Annotated in this window: 11 protein-coding genes; 4 read left to right on the top strand and 7 right to left on the bottom strand. The window is 63.5% G+C overall.

All coding sequences use genetic code 11. From position 1 onward, the window contains the following. Window positions 1–7: 7 nt before the first annotated feature. From mgrA to M2281_RS08980, 5 genes are all read right to left on the bottom strand, one after another. Complete coding sequence (mgrA, locus tag M2281_RS09000; RefSeq protein ID WP_280820716.1) at window positions 8–1,036, bottom strand: L-glyceraldehyde 3-phosphate reductase; 1,029 nt, start codon at window positions 1,034–1,036, stop codon at window positions 8–10. A 188-nt stretch (window positions 1,037–1,224) separates the two neighbouring features. Continuing rightward, entirely contained in the window at window positions 1,225–1,971 is a 747-nt protein-coding gene (locus M2281_RS08995) for a sugar phosphate isomerase/epimerase family protein (RefSeq protein WP_280820715.1), read from the bottom strand. Between the two features lie 39 nt (window positions 1,972–2,010). After that, on the bottom strand, window positions 2,011–3,432 hold the full coding sequence (gene gndA, locus M2281_RS08990; protein WP_280820714.1) for an NADP-dependent phosphogluconate dehydrogenase: 1,422 nt from the start codon (window positions 3,430–3,432) through the stop codon (window positions 2,011–2,013). A gap of 143 nt (window positions 3,433–3,575) precedes the next feature. Continuing rightward, a complete protein-coding gene (locus M2281_RS08985; protein ID WP_280820713.1) occupies window positions 3,576–4,007 on the bottom strand; it encodes a Fur family transcriptional regulator in 432 nt (143 codons plus the stop codon). A gap of 160 nt (window positions 4,008–4,167) precedes the next feature. Further along, window positions 4,168–4,995, bottom strand: a complete 828-nt coding sequence (locus M2281_RS08980; protein ID WP_280820712.1) for a ferredoxin--NADP reductase — start codon at window positions 4,993–4,995, stop codon at window positions 4,168–4,170. Between the two features lie 361 nt (window positions 4,996–5,356). Between M2281_RS08980 and pncA the strand changes: the two genes are divergently transcribed. The 4 genes from pncA (at window position 5,357) to pncB (ending at window position 10,712) form a co-directional block, all read left to right on the top strand. Then, complete coding sequence (gene pncA / locus M2281_RS08975) at window positions 5,357–5,956, top strand: bifunctional nicotinamidase/pyrazinamidase (RefSeq protein ID WP_280820711.1); 600 nt, start codon at window positions 5,357–5,359, stop codon at window positions 5,954–5,956. Between the two features lie 114 nt (window positions 5,957–6,070). After that, window positions 6,071–7,651 (top strand): FGGY-family carbohydrate kinase, encoded by a 1,581-nt coding sequence (locus tag M2281_RS08970; protein WP_280821161.1) that lies wholly within the window; start codon window positions 6,071–6,073, stop codon window positions 7,649–7,651. A 194-nt stretch (window positions 7,652–7,845) separates the two neighbouring features. Then, window positions 7,846–9,249, top strand: a complete 1,404-nt coding sequence (locus M2281_RS08965) for an MATE family efflux transporter (RefSeq protein WP_280820710.1) — start codon at window positions 7,846–7,848, stop codon at window positions 9,247–9,249. A 158-nt stretch (window positions 9,250–9,407) separates the two neighbouring features. Further along, window positions 9,408–10,712, top strand: coding sequence for a nicotinate phosphoribosyltransferase (gene pncB, locus M2281_RS08960; protein ID WP_280820709.1), 1,305 nt, complete (start codon window positions 9,408–9,410; stop codon window positions 10,710–10,712). Window positions 10,713–10,821: 109 nt separating this feature from the next. Here the strand turns inward: pncB and M2281_RS08955 are convergent, their stop codons facing one another. Continuing rightward, complete coding sequence (locus tag M2281_RS08955) at window positions 10,822–11,937, bottom strand: ABC transporter ATP-binding protein (protein WP_280820708.1); 1,116 nt, start codon at window positions 11,935–11,937, stop codon at window positions 10,822–10,824. A gap of 30 nt (window positions 11,938–11,967) precedes the next feature. Next, on the bottom strand, window positions 11,968–13,632 hold the full coding sequence (locus M2281_RS08950; protein WP_280820707.1) for an alpha-glucosidase family protein: 1,665 nt from the start codon (window positions 13,630–13,632) through the stop codon (window positions 11,968–11,970). Window positions 13,633–13,634 lie beyond the last annotated feature (2 nt).

Below are 13,634 nucleotides of genomic sequence, written 5' to 3'. Positions count from 1 at the left end.
GCTAATGTCAGCGCTCGGCCGAGCGAGCCCAAAGGTTGATGTCGGCCTCGCGGGCGTACTGGTCGATCTCGGCCAGTTCCGCATCGCTGAAGTCGAGGTTTTTCAGCGCGCCGACGCAGTCGGTCACCTGTTCGGGACGGCTGGCGCCGATCAGCGCCGAGGTGACGCGGCCCTTGCGCAGCACCCAGGCGATGGCCATCTGGGCCAGCGTCTGGCCGCGGCGCGCGGCGATTTCGTTCAGGGCGCGGATATTGGCCAGCGTCCGCTCGTTGAGGAAGTTCTGCTTGAGCGACTTGCCCTGTGCCGCGCGGCTGTCCTCGGGCACGCCCTTCAGATATTTGGTCGTCAGCATGCCCTGCGCCAGCGGCGAGAACACGATCGAGCCGACGCCGAGCCCGTCCAGCGTGTCGAGCAGGCCGTCATCCTCGACCCAGCGATTGAGCATGGAGTAGCTCGGCTGGTGGATGAGGCAGGGCGTGCCGAGCTCGCGCAGGATGTGCGCGGCCTCGCGGGTGCGCTGCGAATTGTAGGACGAGATGCCGACATAGAGCGCCTTGCCCGAACGCACGGCATGATCCAGCGCCATCATGGTCTCTTCCAACGGCGTTTCGGGGTCGAAACGGTGCGAGTAGAAGATGTCGACATAGTCGACGCCCATGCGCTTCAGGCTCTGGTCGAGGCTGGCGAGCACATATTTGCGGCTGCCCCATTCGCCGTAAGGACCGGGCCACATATCGTAGCCGGCCTTGCTGGAGATGATCAGCTCATCGCGATGGCCGGCAAAGTCGGTGCGCAGTATCTCGCCGAAGGCAGTCTCGGCCGAGCCGGGGGGCGGGCCGTAATTGTTGGCGAGGTCGAAATGCGTGATGCCGTGGTCGAAGGCCGTGCGGCAGATGGCGCGCTTGGTCTCGTGCGGCGTGTCGCCGCCGAAATTGTGCCACAGGCCCAGCGAGACCGCCGGCAGCTTCAGGCCGGAACGTCCGCAGCGGTTGTAGAGCATGTTTTCATAACGGTTTTCAGCCGGAACATAGGTCATGGAAACTCCTTGAAGATTACCCTCTCACCCGGCCTTCCGCTTCGTTCGGCCACCAGGGAGAAGGTGGCCGTGAAGTGCTGGATGAGGGAGCGCAATCGATGCGCGACGATGGCCCAAGCAGGCCTGGTTGTCGACGTCAATTCTTCGTCGCCAACAGCGCCTTCGCTTCCGGCGCGCGATCCGAGGTTTCAGAAATTGGTCGCCGCCTCGATCGAGCGACGTGCGAAGCGTTCGTAATCGGACGGATTGTCGTGCTCAAGCACGTAGTAGCGGGCCCGCGTGCGGTTGCGCAGCCCCTTGATGATCATCGGCCAGTTGATGGTGCCGTAGCCGACATCGGTCCAGCCATCTTCCGAACGCGCGTGCCCGGCGGCGGCCATGTCCTTAACGTGGACGGCCATGATGCGGGCGCCGTGACGCTCGATCCAGTCCATCACATCGGCGCCGGCGCGCACGGTCCAGGCGACGTCGATTTCCCAGCCGATGTTCGGCGCAGCGTCGAGAATATGGGCCAGCGGTACCGAGCCGTCCGAAAGCGGCATGAATTCGAAATCGTGATTGTGCCAGGCCAGATGGAAGCCGGCCCCGGTTGCCCTGTTGCCGATGCTGGCAAGGCGCCTGCTGAACTCGCGCCAGCTGGCCGCATCATAGGGCCGGTCGCGTGGCTCGAGATAGGGGCAGACGAGGAGGTCGATGCCAAGCGTCCTGGCAATGCGCTCAACATTGGAAAAGTCGCGGTCGAGCATGTCGATGGGAAAGTGGCCGCTCGGCATAGCCAGGCCATTGCGGTCGAGCTCAGCGCGCATGCCGGCGGGATCGTCATAGATCCCGCCATAGCCTTCGACCTGCCGGTAGCCGAGCCGGGCGAGCGTTTGCAGCACGTTCGGCCAGGGCTGGAAGTTGCGGGCGCTGTAGAGCTGGAAAGACCAATCCATGAAATCCTCCACCTTGGCGCCCGCTTTGTGGTTTATCCCTCAGCCGCTGTCGCCCCACGGGCCGTGGAAGGCTCCCTTGGCATCGATGCGCTCGAAGCCATGCGCGCCGAAGAAATCGCGCTGTGCCTGGATCAGGTTGGATGTCCCGCGGCCCTGGCGATAGCTGTCGAAATAGGCCAGCGCCGAAGACAGTGCCGGCACAGGCAACCCGGCCTCGGCCGCGCGCGCCAGGATGCGCCGCAGCGAGGGATGCGCTTCCTTCATCATGTCGATGAAAGCCGGCGCCATCAAAAGGTTCGGAAGCGTCCCGCTCTGCTGGAAGGCCTCGGCCAACGTGCCGAGGAACTGCGAGCGGATGATGCAGCCGGCCCGCCAGATCTTGGCGATGGTGGGCATGGGCAGCCGCCAGTCGAACTGCTTGGAAGCTGCGTCCATCACCGCAAAGCCCTGCGCATAGGCGGCAATCTTGCCGGCGAACAATGCCAGCTCCAGGTCGTGCAAAATGGCCTGACGGTCGCCCGAGAATTTCGGCAGGTCGGAGATGGCATAAGCCTTCTCGGCCGCCAGCCGCTCATCCTTGAGCGAGGACAGGATGCGCGCCGAAACCGCCGCTTCGATCGCCGTTGCCGAGACGCCGAGCGTCTGGGCTTCGATCGCCGACCATTTGCCGGTGCCCTTCTGGCCGGCGCGGTCGAGGATCATGTCGACCATCGGCTGGCCGGTCTGCGGATCGTCGGCGACGAGCACCTTGGCGGTGATCTCGATGAGGTACGAGTTCAGCCGACCCTTGTTCCACTCGGCGAAGACCGCACCGATCTCCTTGGGCTGCATGCCCAGCCCATCACGCAGCACGCCATAGATTTCGGCGATCATCTGCATGTCGGCATATTCGATGCCGTTGTGGATGGTTTTGACGAAATGACCGGCACCGTCCGGTCCGAGCCAGGCGGCGCAGGGCTCGCCCTCATATTTCGCGGAAATGTCGATCAGCACCTTCTCGACGCGCGCATAGGAATCGCGCGTGCCGCCGACCATGATCGAGGGACCATGGCGCGCGCCTTCCTCGCCGCCCGAAACACCCATGCCGATGAAGGTGAGGCCCGAATCCTTCAGCTCCGTGAAGCGGCGGATCGTGTCGCGGAAATTGGCGTTGCCGGCATCGATGACGATGTCGCCGTCCGAAAGCACGCTGCGAAGTGCCGCGATCTGTTCGTCGACGGCCTGGCCGGCGGCCACCATGATGATGATCGGGCGCGGCGGCCGGATCGATGCCGCCAGGTCCTGCAGTGTCGTGCAAGGCACGATCATCTCGCGCAGATTGCCTGCCGCCTCGAAGAATTCTCCGGTGCGCGAGGTGGTCCGGTTGAAGACGGCGACCGGATGGCCCTTCTCGGCTATGTTCAGCGCCAGGTTTGAGCCCATTACGCCAAGGCCGATCAGGCCGATTTCGGCTTTTTCCATTACAATGTCCCGCTGAGTTGCGACTAAAATGCATCTCCCCCTAGTGAAGGATGATTGCCCCGCACCGCGGCCGCGTCAACCTGTCTGATCGGACATGGCGAGTGCCAGGGCAGGGGTATCGACGGAGATTGTTCGCGTGCCGCTCAGCTGGCCTTGCGCTTGCGGCCGTAGAGTTCGAGCCGGTGATGCACGATGTCGTAGCCCAGCGCCTCGGCGATCTCGTTCTGCAGATGCTCGATGCGGTCGGACTTGAACTCGATCACGTCGCCCGTGTCGAGGTCGATCAAATGGTCGTGATGTTCGCCGCCGGCCTGCTCGAAACGCGACGGCCCGCCTTCAAACGCGTGGCGGTGGATGGCGCCCAGACCCTCCAGCACCTTCATGGTCCGATAGACCGTCGAGAGCGAAATGCTCGAATCGACTTCGGCGGCGCGCTTGAAGATCTCCAAGGCGTCGGGATGGTCTTCGCAGCTCGTAAGAATCTCCACGATGACACGACGCGGCCGCGTGATGCGGACGCCTGCCACGCGCAGCATTTTCTCGTAGTCGGGCTTGTGATTCTTCTGCGTTGCCATGGCGCGAACTATGCGCCAGATGACACTCAGTTGCAAAAGATTGTCGAAGGCAAACCCCAACTTTGGGGTGCCGCTCGGTGAGCTTTTTCGTGCCTAGGAGAGTAGGGGATAGAGGCGCTGCGAGCCCAGTCGCAGCGCCATTGGGGATGAGCCGGTAAGATCAGCCGACGAAGGCGCGCTCGACCACGAAGCTATTCGGATGGCTGAGCGAGCCTTCCTCGAAGCCAAGGCTTTCCGCCAACTCCTTGACGTCCTTCAGCATATGCATCGAGCCGCAGATCATGATGCGGTCGGTCTCGGGATTGAGCTTCTCGATGCCGAGGTCGGTGTAGAACTTGCCCGAGCCGATCAGCGCGGTGATGCGGCCCATATAGGGCGACTCTTCGCGCGTGGTGGTGGAATAGAGCGTCACGCGGCCATGGGTCAGCTCGCCGATCAGCGGGTCTTCTGCGAGCGCGGCCACCAGCTCCTTGCCATAGGCCAGTTCGGCCACGTCGCGGCAGGTGTGGGTGAGATAGACCTGCTCGAACTTCTCATAGGTGTCGGGGTCGCGCAGCAGGCTGGCGAAGGGCGCGATGCCGGTGCCGGTCGAGATCATGAACACGCGCTTGGCCGGCGTCAGCGCGTCGAGCACGAGCGTGCCGGTGGCCTTGGGGCGCAACAGGATCGTGTCGCCCGGCTGGATCTTCTGCAGATGCTGAGTCAGCGGACCGTCCGGCACCTTGATCGAGAAGAATTCGAGTTCCTCGTCCCAGGCCGGGCTGGCCACGGAATAGGCGCGGAAGACAGGCTTCTCGGCATTGGGCAGGCCAATCATGACGAATTCGCCCGAGCGGAAGCGCAGCGACTGCGGCCGGGTAACGCGGAACGAGAACAGGCGGTCGGTGTAGTGCTTCACCGAAACCACGGTCTCGGCATGGACATTGGCCGGAATGGGGAAAGCAAGCGGCTTGGCCTCGGCAGTGTTGAGGGCTGCTGTGGTATTCATGAAAATCCGGCCTTTCACCAGAAGCGGCGCAAAAAACTTCACCCCTGGCGAAGCCGGACGATAGGGTCCTAGCGTGCTGCCGCAAATTCCGAAACGGTAGACTGTCGTGCGGCGGATTTATTAGTATGCGAAGGAGATCGGGGTCAAGGCGCCGGCATGGAACAGCCTTCCAAAGTGCCTGCGATCCTTGGTCCCTCTTTCCGGTTTTCGGGCGACGTCAGCAAAGTTCCGGCACAACGGCCAAATGGGTGTCATCCGGACCGCCGGGACATCGGATTTTGATGTCCGCTTTCAGCGGCAAAGCCAGTTGACGCGCGGCCCCTTCTGGCCGAGTTTCGGCGCTCCGGTTCGGGGAAATGGAATGAGCGAAGAAGCACTGATCGTCATCGACGTACAAAACGACTTTTGCCCGGGCGGAAACCTGGCAGTGGCCGAAGGCGACAAGATCGTGCCTTTGATCAACGAGATGATCGGCCGCTTCGACCACGTGATCCTGACGCAGGACTGGCACCCCGCCAATCATTCCAGCTTTGCTTCGAAGCACCCCGGCAAGGAGCCCTTCGAGACCGTCGAGATGCCCTATGGCACGCAGACGCTGTGGCCCGACCACTGCATCCAGGGATCGGGTGGGGCTGCCTTCCATCCGGCACTGAAATGGACCAAGGCCGAGCTCGTCGTGCGCAAGGGATTTCGCGCCGGCATCGACAGCTACTCGGCCTTCTACGAGAACGATCGCACCACGCCCACCGGCCTTGCCGGCTTTCTGAAGGAGCGCGGCATCGGCAAGATCACGCTGGTCGGCCTCGCCACCGATTTCTGCGTCGCCTATTCGGCGCTGGATGCGGTGAAGCTCGGCTTCGAAACCACCGTGCGGCTCGATGCCTGCCGCGCCATCGATCTCGGCGGCTCGCTTGAAATGATGCTGGGCCAGATGCGGGAAGCCGGCGTCAAGCTTGCCTGAGGACGGGCTCGCCGCTGCAGCCCTTGCGTGCAACCAGCCGGTCGTTATTCTCGCCGGCATGATGCGTTGCGCGACATGGCCGCAAGGCCGAACAGCCCGGAAGAAGGCCCGCTGATGGGGGGCTATGTCTGTGCCGTCGATGTCGGCACCGGCAGTGCCCGCGCCGCCATTTTGGACGCATCAGGAACCCTGCTCGGTCGCGCGGATCACCGCATCGCCATGCACCAGCCCAGGCCCGGCCATGCCGAGCATGATTCGGAAGATGTTTGGCACGCGGTCTGTGTCGCAGTACGGGCTGCTCGCGAAAAGGCCGGCGTGGCGGCCGAGGATATTGCGGGCATCGCCTTCGACGCCACCTGTTCGCTGGTGATGCGCGATGTCGAGGGCAAGCAGCTATCGGTTTCGACCAGCCGCGAAGATCGGTGGGACACGGTGGTCTGGCTCGACCACCGCGCTATCACTGAGGCTGCCGAATGCACGGCGACCGAGCATCGCGTGCTCGACCATGTCGGCGGCGTGATGTCGCCCGAAATGCAGATCCCCAAGCTGATGTGGCTGAAGCGCCATCTGCCGGGGCAATGGTCGAAGGCCGGATATTTCTTCGACCTGGCCGATTTCCTTGCTTGGAAGGCGTCGGGTTCGCTTGCCCGCTCGCAATGCACGCTTACCTGCAAATGGACCTATCTGGCGCACGAAAATCCGGGTTGGCGGACGGACTTCCTCGACACGGTTGGGCTTGGCGATCTCCTGGAACGCGGGAACCTGCCGCGGCGCGCAAGCCCGGTCGGGATCGATCTCGGGCCGCTTCTGCCCGAGGCTGCCGCCGCACTCGGCCTCACCACCGCCTGCCGTGTCGGGACGGGACTGATCGATGCCTATGCCGGCGCGCTCGGCGTGCTGGGCGGCTTCGTTGGCGACCTCTCCGGGATAGACCGGCATCTGGCGCTGATTGCCGGAACCTCCAGCTGCGTGATGGCGATGTCACCGGAGCCGCGCCACTTCGTCGGCGGCTGGGGACCCTATTTCGGCGCCACCCTTGCCGATTGCTGGATGAGCGAGGGCGGTCAATCGGCGACGGGCGCCTTGCTTGACCATATCATCCGCTGGCATGGCGCCGGCGGCGAGCCGGATGCGGCCGCGCACCGGCGCATCGCCGAACGCGTGATGGAGATGCGCGAGACGGAGAGCGAGGCTTTTGCATCGCGGCTGCATGTGCTGCCCGATTTCCATGGCAACCGTTCGCCGCTGGCCGATCCGCATGCGGTCGGCGTCATTTCGGGGCTGACGCTGGATGCCACCTTCGACAGCCTGTGCCGGCTCTACTGGCGCACGGCCGTTGGCATCGCGCTCGGCATGCGCCACATACTCGAGACGCTCAATGACAGCGGCCATGTCATCGACACGCTGCATGTCACCGGCGGACACACCAAAAACCCGCTTCTGATGGAGCTCTACGCCGACGCGACCGGCTGCACCGTTGTAGAGCCCGTCGTCGACGATGCGGTGCTGCTCGGCACCGGCATGGTGGCCGCGTTTGCAGCCGGCCTTTACCCCTCGCTGGCGGCGGCCTGCACAGCCATGCGGCAGACCGGGCGAGAGCGCAGGCCCAACCCGGCAATGCGTGCACGCTTCGAACGCGACTATCGCGTTTTTCGCAAAATGCAGCGCCAGCGGCAGCTGCTCGAAACGCTGTAGAACTTTGAGAGAATGCCGACAGTATCTGTCGGCAATGGCGTCTCTGGCTCAACCATTGACCAAGGTGAAGGCTTGTTTCACGCGGTGCTTTGGTTCAAAAAGCGCAAAAGAGTCGGAAAGACCATTCCGTTTTTCCGCCAAGAACGAGGCCGGCGGTGCGCATTCGTCGCCGCCCGCTCCTGAAAGTTAGAAACATGTCTGCGAATGAAACCGGCGTCCGCGCGCCGGTAAATCCTTGGCGCCTCGAATTTCGGGCGATGCTGGCTTTGGCCTGGCCGATGGTGCTGACCAATCTCGGCCAGACAGCCATGACCGCGACCGACGTGATGATGATGGGGCGGCTCGGCCCCGACACGCTCGCTGCCGGCGCACTGGGCTCGAGCCTCTATTTCGCGCCGCTGATCTTCGGGCTCGGCCTGATCCTGGCCACGTCGCCGATGATCGCGACCGAGCTTGGCCGCAAGCGTCATTCGGTGCGCGACATTCGCCGCACGGTGCGCCAGGGGCTGTGGCTGGCGGTTCTGGTCTGCATCCCGATCTGGGCGCTGCTCTGGCAGGCCGAAAGGCTGTTGCTCGCCATGGGGCAGGAGCCCGAGCTTGCCAGGCTGGCGGGCCACTATGTGCACTGGCTGCAATGGGCCTTGCTGCCCTTCTACGGCTATATCGTGCTGCGCTCCTTCATCTCGGCGCTGGAGCGGCCGGGCTGGGCGCTGGCCATCGTGTTCATGGCGGTCGGCTTCAACGTTTTGGCCAACTGGTGCTTCATGTTCGGCAATCTCGGCTTTTCACCGATGGGCATTTCCGGTTCCGGGCTGGCAACCAGCCTGTCGAGCCTGCTGATGTTCGTCGGTCTGGCGATCGTGGTGACGGTCCAGCCGAAATTCCGCCGCTACAGGCTGTTCGGACGCTTCTGGCGCTCCGACTGGCCGCGCTTCTTCGGGCTGCTCAAGCTCGGCATGCCGATTGCCGGTATCATGGCCTTCGAGGTCACCATCTTCAACGCGGCGGCGATGTTCATGGGCATGATCGGCGCCGCCTCGCTGGCCGCGCACGCAATTGCCATGCAGATCGCCTCGATCAGCTTCATGATCCCACTGGGTCTCAGCCAGGCGGTGACCGTGCGCGTCGGCCTCTCCTATGGCGCGCGCGACGAGGAAGGCATCAGTCGCGCGGGGTGGACGGCTTTCGTGATGGGCGTCAGCTTCATGGCGCTTGCGGCGCTGCTGATGATCTGCTGGCCGCGGATGCTGATCGGTGCTTTCATCGATCTCGCCGATCCGATCAATACCACCGTGATCGGTCTCGCGGTCTCGTTCCTGATCTTTGCCGGGCTGTTCCAGATCGTGGACGGCGCCCAGGCGGTGGCCGCCGGCATGTTGCGCGGGCTGCACGATACCAAGATCCCGATGATCTATGCGGCCATCGGCTATTGGGGCATCGGCCTGCCGATGGGCCTGCTCCTGGCATTCCCGTTCGGCATGAACGGCGTCGGCATCTGGATCGGCCTGTCCACGGGTCTCGCGGTGGTCGCGGTGCTGCTCCTCTCGCGCTGGCTGCGCCGCGAGAGGCTGGATCTGGCAAGGGCGGGCGTTGCCTGACCCTGGCGTCCCGTGCTTTGCCGGCTGTCGCGGACGCAACCGTGCTTGCCGCAGCGGGATTTTTGTCGGTCCAGCGGCGCATTGATGAGGCAAGTTAGCCGTTTCGATGTTAAGAGGCTGTCGGATAAGCGAAAAGCAGCTCAAAAAGGCTCTCGTGAATGACCAAGACAGATATTGCGCGACGCGTCTACAACCATACCTGGAAGCTGGACCCGATCGTTCGCAGCCTGCTTGATACCGACTTCTACAAGCTGCTGATGCTGCAGATGATCTGGGGCATGTATCCCGATGTCGACGTCACTTTTTCGCTGATCAACCGCACTACCTCCGTCAGGCTGGCCGACGAGATCGACGAGCAGGAACTGCGCGAGCAGCTGGACTATGCGCGCACGCTGCGCTTCACGAAGAAGGAAATGATCTGGCTGGGCGGCAACACCTTCTATGGTCGCAAGCAGATCTTCGAGCCCGAATTCCTCGCCTGGCTGGAGAATTTCCAGCTTCCCGAATACGAGCTGTCCAAGCGCGACGGGCAATACGAGCTCGAGTTCCATGGGCCGTGGATGTACACCACGCTGTGGGAAATCCCTGCGCTCGCCATCATCAACGAATTGCGCTCGCGCTCGGCCATGCGCCCCTTCGGCCCCTTCGCGCTCGACGTGCTTTATGCGCGCGCCAAGGCCAAGCTCTGGGCCAAGACGGAACGGCTGCGCCAGCTGCCCGGCCTCAAGGTTTCCGATTTCGGTACGCGCCGCCGCCACTCCTTCATGTGGCAGCGCTGGTGCGTGGAGGCGCTGAAGGAAGGCATCGGCGAAGCCTTCACCGGCACCTCCAATGTGCTCCTGGCCATGGACACCGACCTCGAAGCGCTCGGCACCAACGCGCATGAGTTGCCCACGGTGCAGGCGGCCCTGGCCAACAACGACCACGACCTGCGCCAGGCGCCCTACAAGGTTCTGCAGGACTGGCAGCGTTACTATGGCGGCAATCTGTTGATCGTCCTGCCGGACACCTTCGGCACCAGCGCGTTCCTGAACAAGGCGCCCGACTGGGTCGCCAACTGGACCGGCTTCAGGCCCGACAGCGCCCCGGCGATCGAGGCCGGCGAGAAGATCATGGCCTGGTGGCGCGAAAAGGGCGTCGACCCGCGCAACAAGCTTCTGATCTTCTCCGACGGCATGGAGGTCGACACGATCGAAGAGGCGTACCACCACTTCCGCGGCAAGGTGCGCGTGTCCTTCGGCTGGGGCACGAACCTGACCAATGACTTCGAGGGCTGCGCGCCGATGGAGACGCAGGGCCTCAACGCGATCTCGCTGGTCTGCAAGGTCACCCAGGTGAACGGGCGCGAGGCGGTAAAGCTCTCGGACAATCCCGCCAAGGCGACGGGCGATGCCGAGGAGATGAAGCGCTATCTACGGATCTTCGGCGAAAAGGGCCGCGTCGAGCACCTCGTCAAGGTGTGAGGCCTCTTCGGGCGGATAGCCCATCGCCCCGCACCTGGGGCGCCAAACGGTCCGCTTCCGTTTACACAGGCGGCGCCGTTGCAAACGAAAGCGGAATACCAGTCGGGTTTCAGGCCGCTACAGCGGCGTCCGCGCTATTGCGGGCGAAGGAACTGCCGCTTTCGTCGAAGATGTGCAAATTGTCGGCATCGGCCGCCAGACGCAGGACGGTGCCACGCTTGACCACGGCATTGCCGGGCAGTTTTGCCACCAGCGGCTGGCTGGTGTGACCGAGCTCCAGATAGACCAGCTGAACTTCCCCGAGCTGCTCGACATAGTCGACCACGCCTTCGAACAGGAAGTCGCCGCCATTGGCGATATAGAGGTCTTCCGGGCGCACGCCGAAGCTGATCTTCGCGCCCGCCGTGCCGGCCGGCGAGGCAATCGGCACTTCGACCTTGCGATCACCGACATGCGAAACCGTTGTCCTCGGTCCTGCCTGCTCGATCTTCGCCGGCAAAATGTTCATTGCCGGGGAGCCTATGAACTGCGCCACGAACAGGTTTCCGGGGTTGCGGTAGAGCTCCATGGGAGTGCCTACCTGTTCGACGCGCCCGTCCTTGAGAACGACGATCCGGTCCGCCAACGTCATCGCCTCGACCTGGTCGTGGGTGACGTAGACCATCGTTGTATTGGGCATGCTTTCCTTGAGCTTGGCGATCTCGATGCGGGTGGCAACGCGCAACGCAGCGTCGAGATTGGACAGAGGCTCGTCGAACAGGAAGACTTTTGGGTTGCGCACGATGGCGCGACCGATGGCGACACGCTGGCGCTGGCCGCCCGACAGCGCCTTGGGCAGGCGCTCGAGATATTTCGTCAGCTGCAGGATTTCGGCTGCCTGGCGCACGCGGCGGTCGATCTCGGCCTTGCTTTCGCGCGCGATCTTCATGCCGAAGGCCATGTTGTCGTAGACCGTCATGTGCGGATAGAGCGCATAGGACTGGAACACCATGGCGATGCCGCGCTTGGAGGGCGGCACGTCGTTCACGGTCTCGCCAGCGATCTGCAAGGTGCCGCCGGTGATGTCTTCAAGCCCCGCAATGGTGCGCAGCAGCGTCGACTTTCCGCAGCCCGATGGTCCGACGAAGACAATGAACTCGCCCGATTTTATATCGAGGTCGATGCCGTGCAGGATGTTGAGGTTGCCATATGCCTTCTTGACGTTCCTCAGCGTGAGATCGGCCACGATTCTTTCTCCCCTCTGCTGTCTTCGTGATCAGGCGCGCCGCCCGAACCAGGCACCATAGGCGCCAAGCCTGATTGTGCCTGCTTCGGCCTTGCCTGAAAAGCCATGACCGGAGAGAGGCTGCAGCCCCGCCGATCCGCCGAGCTCGACCACGGCCGGTTGCGAGCCGAGATTGAAGGCGCAGACGATCTCTTCATTACCTTCCCGGCGCGTAAAGGCAACCGTGTCGCCTTCGCTCGGCAGGAAGACGATGTCGCCTTTGGCAAGTGCGGGGTGCCCCCGGCGGAAGGCGAGGAAGCGCCGGTAGTGTTCCAGCAGCGAGTTCTGGTCGCCTGCTTGCCTATCCGCCGCCAGCACCTTGTGCTCGGCCGGCACGGGAAGCCACGGCTTGGCGGTCGAGAAGCCGGCATTCTGTGCCTTGCTCTCCCACACCATGGGCGTGCGGCAGCCGTCGCGTCCCTTGAACTCGGGCCAGAAACGGATGCCGTAGGGGTCCTGTAAATCCTCGAAGGCGAGTTCGGCCTCGCCGAGGCCGAGTTCCTCGCCCTGATAGATGCAGACCGAACCGCGCAGCGACATCAGGAGCGCAGACAGCACCTTGAGATAGGCCGTGCGGTCGGCCTCGCCTTCGCCCCAGCGCGAGGCGTGGCGCACCACATCATGATTGGAGAAGGCCCAGCACGACCAGCCGTCGCTCGCCTCGCGGCCGAAGGTTTCCAGCACGTTGCGCACCTTGGGCGCGCTGATCTTCTCAGGCCCCAGGAAGTCGAAGGCGTAGCACATCTGCACCCGATGGTCGCCGGCGGTGTAGGCGGCGACGATGTCGAGCCCGCGTTGCGCATCACCCACTTCGCCAACAGCCGCGGCGGCCGGATATTCGTCCAGCAGCGCGCGGAACCGCTCCAGGAAGCCGAGATTGTCCGGCTGGCTCTTGTCGTAGAGATGGTCCTGGTAGTTATAGGGATTGACCGAGGGCGCGATGGAATCGTTGCGCTGCTCTTTCGGCAGGGCCGGGTTATCCTCGAGCCCGGCCGAGTGGAAGTAGAAATTGATCGTGTCGAGCCTAAAACCGTCGACGCCGCGCTCCAGCCAGAAGCGCGTGGCATCCAGCACAGCATTCTGAACAGCCGGATTGTGGAAGTTGAGGTCGGGCTGCTCGGCAAGGAAATTGTGTAGGTAATATTGCTGTCGGCGCGTGTCCCACTGCCAAGCCGAGCCGCCGAAGATCGACAGCCAGTTGTTGGGCGGCGTGCCATCGGGCTTGGCGTCGGCCCACACGAACCAGTCCGCCTTGGGATTGTTGCGCGAGGCCCGGCTTTCCTTGAACCAGGGGTGCTCGTCGGAAGTGTGGGAGATGACCTGGTCGATCATCACCTTCAGCCCCAGCCGGTGCGCCTCCGCCACCAGCGCGTCAAAATCCGCAAGCGTGCCGAACATCGGATCGACGTCGCAATAGTCCGACACGTCGTAGCCGAAATCCTTCATCGGCGACTTGAAGAAGGGCGAGATCCAGATCGCGTCGGCGCCGAGGGAGGCGATATGCGGCAGGCGGCGGATGATGCCCCGGAGGTCGCCGATGCCGTCGCCGTTCGAATCCTGATAGCTGCGCGGATAGATCTGGTAGATCACCGCGCCGCGCCACCAGTCGCGGTCCACCGCCGGTTCGGGTCGTTCGATCTTGCGTGCGGCTTGCATGG

This window comes from Pseudaminobacter soli (ex Li et al. 2025) (assembly GCF_029892515.1).
GTDB lineage: Bacteria > Pseudomonadota > Alphaproteobacteria > Rhizobiales > Rhizobiaceae > Pseudaminobacter > Pseudaminobacter soli_A.
The sequence above is the reverse complement of the archived record's forward strand: the minus strand, read 5'-3'. Positions and strand labels throughout refer to the sequence as shown.

Excerpts from the sequence above, each read along its gene's own strand:
- M2281_RS08965 (WP_280820710.1), top strand. The coding sequence starts at position 7,846 with ATGTCTGCGAATGAAACCGGCGTCCGCGCGCCGGTAAATCCTTGGCGC.
- M2281_RS08995 (WP_280820715.1), bottom strand. The coding sequence starts at position 1,971 with ATGGATTGGTCTTTCCAGCTCTACAGCGCCCGCAACTTCCAGCCCTGG.
- M2281_RS08980 (WP_280820712.1), bottom strand. The coding sequence starts at position 4,995 with ATGAATACCACAGCAGCCCTCAACACTGCCGAGGCCAAGCCGCTTGCT.
- mgrA (WP_280820716.1), bottom strand. The coding sequence starts at position 1,036 with ATGACCTATGTTCCGGCTGAAAACCGTTATGAAAACATGCTCTACAAC.
- M2281_RS08970 (WP_280821161.1), top strand. The coding sequence starts at position 6,071 with ATGGGGGGCTATGTCTGTGCCGTCGATGTCGGCACCGGCAGTGCCCGC.
- gndA (WP_280820714.1), bottom strand. The coding sequence starts at position 3,432 with ATGGAAAAAGCCGAAATCGGCCTGATCGGCCTTGGCGTAATGGGCTCA.
- M2281_RS08985 (WP_280820713.1), bottom strand. The coding sequence starts at position 4,007 with ATGGCAACGCAGAAGAATCACAAGCCCGACTACGAGAAAATGCTGCGC.
- pncB (WP_280820709.1), top strand. The coding sequence starts at position 9,408 with ATGACCAAGACAGATATTGCGCGACGCGTCTACAACCATACCTGGAAG.
- pncA (WP_280820711.1), top strand. The coding sequence starts at position 5,357 with ATGAGCGAAGAAGCACTGATCGTCATCGACGTACAAAACGACTTTTGC.
- M2281_RS08950 (WP_280820707.1), bottom strand. The coding sequence starts at position 13,632 with ATGCAAGCCGCACGCAAGATCGAACGACCCGAACCGGCGGTGGACCGC.